Annotated in this window: 6 protein-coding genes and 1 pseudogene; 3 read left to right on the top strand and 4 right to left on the bottom strand. The window is 65.5% G+C overall.

Going from position 1 to position 7,216, the window contains the following annotated elements; translation table 11 throughout:
- Positions 1 to 191 (top strand): cupin domain-containing protein (locus tag JWQ24_RS22115; RefSeq protein ID WP_299812595.1); only part of this gene is annotated, 191 nt, incomplete at its 5' end.
- 117 nt (positions 192 to 308) lie between these two features.
- Here the strand turns inward: JWQ24_RS22115 and JWQ24_RS22120 are convergent.
- Positions 309 to 1,097, bottom strand: coding sequence for an ABC transporter permease (locus tag JWQ24_RS22120; protein ID WP_299812596.1), 789 nt, complete (start codon positions 1,095 to 1,097; stop codon positions 309 to 311).
- Positions 1,094 to 1,924 (bottom strand): ABC transporter ATP-binding protein, encoded by an 831-nt coding sequence (locus JWQ24_RS22125; protein WP_299812597.1) that lies wholly within the window; start codon positions 1,922 to 1,924, stop codon positions 1,094 to 1,096. The genes JWQ24_RS22120 and JWQ24_RS22125 overlap by 4 nt, the downstream gene beginning before the upstream one ends.
- Before the next feature lie 105 nt (positions 1,925 to 2,029).
- Between JWQ24_RS22125 and JWQ24_RS22130 the strand changes: the two genes are divergently transcribed.
- Positions 2,030 to 2,824 (top strand): ATP-binding cassette domain-containing protein, encoded by a 795-nt coding sequence (locus tag JWQ24_RS22130; RefSeq protein WP_299812598.1) that lies wholly within the window; start codon positions 2,030 to 2,032, stop codon positions 2,822 to 2,824.
- Positions 2,821 to 4,380 (top strand): glycine betaine ABC transporter substrate-binding protein, encoded by a 1,560-nt coding sequence (locus JWQ24_RS22135; RefSeq protein WP_299812599.1) that lies wholly within the window; start codon positions 2,821 to 2,823, stop codon positions 4,378 to 4,380. The genes JWQ24_RS22130 and JWQ24_RS22135 overlap by 4 nt, the downstream gene beginning before the upstream one ends.
- An 89-nt stretch (positions 4,381 to 4,469) precedes the next feature.
- On the opposite strand, the gene JWQ24_RS22140 is transcribed toward JWQ24_RS22135, so the two are convergent.
- Positions 4,470 to 6,173: a sulfatase-like hydrolase/transferase gene (locus JWQ24_RS22140; protein WP_299812600.1), complete on the bottom strand. Its 1,704-nt coding sequence runs from the start codon at positions 6,171 to 6,173 to the stop codon at positions 4,470 to 4,472.
- A gap of 420 nt (positions 6,174 to 6,593) precedes the next feature.
- A pseudogene (locus JWQ24_RS22145) lies at positions 6,594 to 7,216 on the bottom strand (hypothetical protein); the annotation flags it as partial.

A 7,216-nucleotide genomic window follows, 5' to 3' on the forward strand; every position in this document is an offset into this window, starting at 1 on the left:
CCAACGAGATGCAGTACATCCTCGAAGGCACCGGGACGATCTGGCTCGGCGACAAGCAAGTGACGGTCAAGCCCGGCGATCTCGTCGTCATCCCAAAGGGCACCGCGCATGGCGGCACCAGCTCCCCGCTGAAGGCGATCGCGATCAAGACGCCGCCGCAGGCGCCGGATGATACCAAGCTGCTGAACTGACGGCGCAGCCGTCATTCCGGGGCGCGCCCACTTGGCGCGAACCCGGAATCCAGAACCAGACGAGTCCTTGTCTGGATTCCGGGTCCACGCGAAGACGCGTGTCCCGGAATGACGGAGCTAGCCCCGCCCCTCCGCCGCATCCGGCCGCCACACCAGCAGGCGCCGTTCGACCACCGTCACCAGCAGGTCGATGAGGATCACGAACGCGGACAGCACGAACATGCCGGCGAATACGCCGGCTACGTCAAAAATGCCTTCGGCCTGCTGGATCAGATAGCCGAGCCCCGCCGCCGAGCCGAGATATTCGCCGACCACGGCACCGACCACGGCGAAGCCGACCGAGGTGTGCAGCGAAGAAAACATCCAGGACAGCGCGGAGGGCCAGAACACGTGCCGCATCAATTGTTTTTCGCTCATGCCGAGCATGCGGCCGTTGGCGAGCACGGTAGAGGAGACCTCCTTGACGCCCTGGTAGACGTTGAAGAACACGATGAAGAACACCAGCGTGACGCCGAGCGCCACCTTCGACCAGATGCCGAGCCCGAGCCACAGCGTGAAGATCGGCGCCAGCACCACGCGCGGCAGCGCGTTGATCATCTTCACATAGGGATCGAACACCGCGGCGACGCGCGGCTGCCGCGCGAACCAGAAGCCGACCGCAACGCCGCCCAACGAGCCAATCGCAAAGGCCAGCACCGATTCCCACAGCGTGATCGCCAGATGCTTCCAGATTACGCCGGAGGAAAACCACGCCACGATCTGGCTGAACACGTCGACCGGGTTGGAAAAGAAGAATGGCGGCAGCAGCGGCTTGCCGAACATCGGCACGCTGGTCAGCAATTGCCAGAGACCGAGAAACACCACGGCGACCAGCGCCTGGCACAGCAACAGAACAGGCCGGCTCATCGCGCGATCTCCACGACCTGCGCCGATTGCGCGTAGCCTTTCATCACCTCGTCCTTCAGCACGTCCCAGATCTCCCGGTGCAGCGCGTGGAAGTCCGGCTGCAACCGCACCTCGAAGATGTCGCGCGGCCGCGGCAGCGGCACTTTCCAGTCGCCGATGATCCGCGAAGCCGGCCCCGCCGACATGATCACCACGCGGTCGCCGAGCGCGATCGCTTCCTCGAGGTCATGGGTGACGAACAATACGGCCTTGCGCTGTGCGCTCCAAAGCCGCAGCAGGAGATCGCCCATGATCTGCCGGGTCTGCGCATCGAGCGGCCCGAACGGTTCGTCCATCAGGAGGATTTTGGGATCGCGGATCAGCACTTGCGCGAGGCCGACGCGCTTGCGCTGGCCACCGGACAGCATGTGCGGATAGCGATCGCCGAACGCGCCTAGTCCGACCGAGACGAGCCACGCCTGCGCGCGCTCCAGCGCCTCGGCGCGCGTCACGCCGGCGATCTCCAGGCCGATCGCGACATTGTCGCGCGCGGTCTTCCACGGAAACAGCGCGTCGGCCTGAAACAGATAGCCGGCCTGCTTGTTGAGGCCGGGCAGCGGCTGGCCGAAGATCCGCACCGCGCCGGACACCGGCTTGAGCAGACCCGCGGCGACATTGAGCAGCGTGGACTTGCCGCAGCCGGTCGGCCCGACAATCGCGACGAACTCGCCGTCGGCCACCGACAGCGTCGCCTGCTCGACCGCCGTATAGACGTCGCGGCCCGCGCCAAACGCCACCGTGGCGCCGTCCAGCGCCACCGCCGATACTGCTTCGGCTGTTGCCTGCACGCGCGTTCCCCGATGGTTGTTGTTGGCCGATGGCTTAGCGCGCACGCCGCGACAATTCAACGGCGGCAACTTGGTCGGCCGGCCGGCCTGTGATAGTCCGGGAGCATGGCCGCGCCCCTGATCTCGTTCCGCCACGTCAGCAAGAGCTTCGACGGCGGACGCGTGCAGGCCGTAGACGGCGTCTCGCTCGACGTCGCCGAGGGCGAGTTCCTGGCCATCGTCGGCGGCTCCGGCTCCGGCAAGACGACGCTGCTGCGACTCGCCAACCGGCTGATCGAGCCCTCGCATGGCAGCGTCAGCGTGGCCGGAGAGGACATCAGCGCCACCGATCCGATCGGGCTGCGCCGCCGCATCGGCTATGTGTTCCAGAGCGGCGGGCTGTTTCCGCATATGGACGTCGCCGACAATATCGGCATCACGCCGAAACTGCTGGGCACGCCGGCCGACGAGATCGCCACGCGCGTCGATGAACTGCTCGACCTCGTCCGGCTCGACCGCGCGACCCACCGCAACCGCTTTCCGCACGAACTCTCCGGCGGCCAGCGCCAGCGCGTCGGCGTCGCGCGTGCGCTCGCCGCCCGTCCGCGCATCGTGCTGATGGACGAGCCGTTTGGCGCGCTCGACCCGCTGACGCGCGACGCGCTCGGCGACGATTTTCGCGCGCTCCACAAACAGCTTGGCCTCACCACGATCATGATCACCCACGACATGACGGAAGCGATCCTGCTCGCCGACCGCGTCGCGGTGATGCGCGCCGGCAAATTGCTCGCGGAAGGCACACCGGCCGAACTCAGCCAAAGCTCCGATCCTTACGTCGGCGAATTGCTCGGCACGCCGCGGCGACAGGCCGAACGTTTGCAGATGCTGCTGCCGCGCGAAGCTGAAGGCGGGGCGGCATGAACCTGTTCAGCGATCCGCGCTGGAGCGAAGCACTCGGCCATTTGCCCGACTATCTCGGCAACCATGTCCGCGTCAGCGTCACGGCGCTGGCGCTCGGCCTTGTCATCAGCCTGCCGCTGGCGATCCTGTCGCGCAATCGTCCCGTGCTGCGCGGCGCGCTGCTTGGCGTTGCCAGCGTGGTGCAGACCGTGCCGGGCCTGGCATTGCTGGCGCTGTTCTATCCGCTGCTGCTGGCGCTCGCGGCCTTGTCGCTGAAATGGTTCGGCGCCGGCTTCTCCGCCTTCGGCTTTTTGCCCTCGGTGCTGGCGCTGGCGCTGTATTCGATGCTGCCGGTGCTGCGCAACACCATCACCGGGCTCGACGGCATCGACCCCGCGCTTACCGAAGCCGCGCAAGGCGTCGGCATGACGCCGCGGCAATCGCTGGTCATGGTCGAACTTCCGCTGGCGCTGCCGGTGATGATGGCCGGCATCCGCACCGCCGCGGTGTGGGTGATCGGCACGGCGACGCTGTCCACCCCAATTGGTCAGACGAGTCTGGGCAACTACATCTTCGCGGGATTGCAGACGCAAAACTGGGTGTTCGTGCTGTTCGGCTGCTTTGCCGCGGCGATCCTGGCGCTCGCTGTCGATCAGTTGCTGGCCCTGATCGAGACTGGCATCCGGCTGCGCCAGCGCGTGCGCACGATCATCGGCGGGTTCTGCATCGCTGCGCTGGTGATCGCCACGCTGCTGCCGACACTGTCGCATTCGACAGCGCGCGTCACAGTCGGCGCAAAAACCTTCACCGAACAATATGTGCTGGCGGCGCTGATGGCGCAGCGGCTGCGCGAGGCCGGGATGCCCGCGACGACGCGCGAAGGGCTCGGCTCCAACGTCATCTTTGACGCGCTGGCGTCCGGCGATATCGACGCCTACATCGATTATTCCGGCACGCTGTGGGCCAACCAGTTTCACCGCACCGACATCCTCCCGCGCGAGAAGTTGCTCGCCGAACTGAAGGCCGCGCTGGGGAAAGCGAATATCACGCTGCTGGGCGAACTCGGTTTCGAGAACGCCTATGCGCTGGTGATGCCGCGCCGCAAGGCCGAGGCGCTGGGCATCCGGACCATCGCCGATCTCGCGGCACATGCCTCCGGCATGACGATGGCCGCGGATTACGAGTTCTTCTCGCGGCCGGAATGGGCGGGCCTGCAAAAGGCCTACGGCATCGGCTTCCGCGCGCAACGCCAGATGCAGCCGGATTTCATGTACGCCGCAGTGGCCTCCGGCGAGGTCGACGTCATCGCCGGTTACACAAGCGACGGGCTGATCGCGAAATACGATCTGGTGTTGCTCGACGACAACAAGCGCGCCATCCCGCCCTATGACGCGATCCTGCTGCTGTCGCCGAAGCGCGCGAATGACGAGGCGCTGCGCGCGGCGCTGCAACCCCTGCTCGGCCGCATCGACATCGCCACCATGCGCGAAGCCAATCTTCGCGCCGCGGGCGGCGATGGCGACAGTTCGCCGGACGTGGTGGCGCGGTGGCTGTGGGAGAAGATCGGGAAGAAGTAGCGAGCGCTCTTTCTTCCTTCTCCCCCGCGCGAAGCGAAGCTTCGCTAGGGGGAGAGGGGAAGGTCAGCGCTTGGCTTTGCTAAGATTCCTCAAAGATTCTTGATCATCCCGGCATCGATCAGCAGCCGGTTGAAGCGCCTTGCTTCGGCGCCGTCCTTGCAGGCGTAGAACACGCCCTTGCAGCGGAGCATGATCTTCTTCTGCTCCTCGAACGACGGATCGAGCGGGATGCCCGCCGCCTCCTGGATCACCAGCGGCAGATACGGCCCATCGATCGTGTCCATCACCGTGTCACTCTTCACCGGCTCGAAATTGATCGCGTCGATCGCGTAATAGGTCGCGTAATATCGCGGGTCATAAGCCATCAGCCGCTTGCCGACGCCGGCTTCATCCAGCGCGGGATCGATCACACCCGGCGAGAATTCCGGCTGATGGTCGCCATAGCGTACGATCAGGAACGGCTGCGCCGGAAACTGCTTCTTCAGCTTGGCGATGAACGCGCCGTAGTGATCGACGCTCATCGCCTGCCGGCGCAGATATTCGTCGACGACGGGCACGTTGCCCGGACTGCGCCACGACGGCGTCAGGTCCGGCCGGAATTTGGTCTCCCACGGGAAATGATTGGCCGCCAGATAAATGAAGGTGAACAGCGGGTTGGCCGGCGGCTGCTCGGCCATCAGGCGCAATGCGGAATCGTAGAAGAAGCTGTCCGGCTCGACGCCCTTGGCGCCGAGATCCTTCGCGTCATAGAATTTTTGCACGCCGGTCGAGGTCTGGAAGCTCTTCGCGCTCATGAAGGCGCCGAAGGCCGGATAGAGCGAGAGCGTGCTGTAGCCGCAGCGCCGCAGCGCCAGCGGCAGGCCGCGCTCCACCCGGCCCGAGGCGATCCTCGTGACGAAATACGAAAACCGCCCGAACGAGCGCGACGAAAGCCCGGCCAGCACGTTGTATTCGGTGAACCAGCTCGGGCCGCCATTGCTCTCGGCCAGGAATTTCCGGGCACGGCCGTCATACGATTTGAAATGGCCGCCATAGCCCGCCGGCGTCTTCACCGCCGCGGCCTGCCGCAGGTCGAACGAGGATTCGTCGTGCACCATGATGATATGCGGGCGACGTCCGACCGGATGGCAGGAATCCACCAGCGGCATCTTCAGCCGCTCGGCGACCACGCCGTCGGATTCCATGAAGCCGTAACTGGCGAAGTCCGACACCGCGGTGACGCCGGAGCGCGCGAATTTCGACAGGTAGCCGTCGTCGTAATAGCCGCGCCAGGCCTCGTCGGGCCATGCCACGGCATAGCCGACCAGCCCCGCCAGGCAGGCCAGCATGGCGGCCACGGCCGGCAGCCGGCGGATGCGGAACGGGTCGAGCCACCACAGCGCATACATCAGCGGCAGCACCAGAGCCGCTGCTGATATCGCCGACCAGCGCAGGTTTGGAAAGATCGTAAACAGGAAGGCCGCGGTGTCGCGGTCGATCACCATCAGGTCGACGAAGTTGGCGGTCATCTGCACCACGTCGTGCTTCAACCGCGACAGCAGCACCAGGATCACCACCAGCGTCAGCGACAGCGCCGCCGACAGCGCCGGCCGGCGCAACAAGGCGATCCAGAAGAAGTTGAGGATGCCCCAGGCCAGCACGAAGCCAACCCGCGAGCCGAAATCGGTCTCGGTCTGCCACATCACCAGAGCGGCGCCGACGTGCGGCGCAGCCACGGCGAGCAGCCGCCACACGCTGGTCGGCGCGGCGACGGCGGAAGCCGCGGCAGGAACTGGATTCAGTGGAGCCGCCATGGCGGGACGCAAACGACGCCGGCACTGCCCAAACCTCGGCTGGCGGCGGCCAGAAGGCGGACGACGCAGCCGGACAACTGCGGCGTGTCATAAAAACGTAGTGGAACCGTCATGAACGCGCAATGAATTTGCCGCGTTCAAGTCAATGCCGGGGCAATTTGGCACGGCGTGGCCCCGTCCTGCTCCGAGACGGCCCCAAATCCCCCGCCCGTTCACGCAAACGCGGACTTCGTCCGGGCTGCGCGGCTATTGCGGGCCGATGTCTTCCAACTCGCGGGCGCGGGCCCAGGTGGTGCGGCGCATGCACTCGCCGGCGGCAACGATGCGCATGGCAATTCCCGTTGGGTCGCATGACCCTGCTATAAAAACGGGACCGCGTTGCCGCGGTCCCGTTGGTAGTTCTGCCTGGACTGGAGACGCTTAGTTCTTGGTCTTGTCGACCAGCGCCTTTTCCTTGATCCACGGCATCATGTCGCGGAGCTTGGCGCCGACTTCCTCGATCTGGTGATCGTTGTTGCGGGCGCGGGTCGCCTTGAACGAGGCCTGGTTGACCTTGTTCTCCAGCATCCAGTCGCGGGCAAACTTGCCGGACTGGATGTCGGTCAGCACGCGCTTCATCTCGGCCTTGGTCTCCGAGGTGACGATGCGCGGGCCGGTGACGTATTCGCCGTATTCCGCGGTGTTGGAGATCGAGTAGTTCATGTTGGCGATGCCGCCTTCATAGATCAGGTCGACGATCAGCTTCAACTCGTGCAGGCACTCGAAATAGGCCATTTCCGGCGCGTAGCCGGCTTCCACCAGCGTCTCGAAGCCGGCGCGGATCAGCTCGACCAGGCCGCCGCAAAGCACGACCTGCTCGCCGAACAGGTCGGTTTCGCATTCTTCCTTGAAGCTGGACTGGCCGGCCTTGTTCTCCAGCACCCAGTCGCGGGCGAACCTGCCCTGCTGGATGTCGGCCAGCACGCGCTTCATTTCGGCCTTGGTTTCCGCAGTGATGATGCGCGGGCCGGTGACATACTCGCCATACTCGGCGGTGTTGCTGA

The organism is Tardiphaga sp. (assembly GCF_028290495.1).
Lineage (GTDB): Bacteria > Pseudomonadota > Alphaproteobacteria > Rhizobiales > Xanthobacteraceae > Tardiphaga.

What these genes read in the sequence shown, in the direction of transcription:
- JWQ24_RS22120 (WP_299812596.1), bottom strand. Translation starts at nt 1,097, where the DNA reads ATGAGCCGGCCTGTTCTGTTGCTGTGCCAGGCGCTGGTCGCCGTGGTG.
- JWQ24_RS22130 (WP_299812598.1), top strand. Translation starts at nt 2,030, where the DNA reads ATGGCCGCGCCCCTGATCTCGTTCCGCCACGTCAGCAAGAGCTTCGAC.
- JWQ24_RS22135 (WP_299812599.1), top strand. Translation starts at nt 2,821, where the DNA reads ATGAACCTGTTCAGCGATCCGCGCTGGAGCGAAGCACTCGGCCATTTG.
- JWQ24_RS22140 (WP_299812600.1), bottom strand. Translation starts at nt 6,173, where the DNA reads ATGGCGGCTCCACTGAATCCAGTTCCTGCCGCGGCTTCCGCCGTCGCC.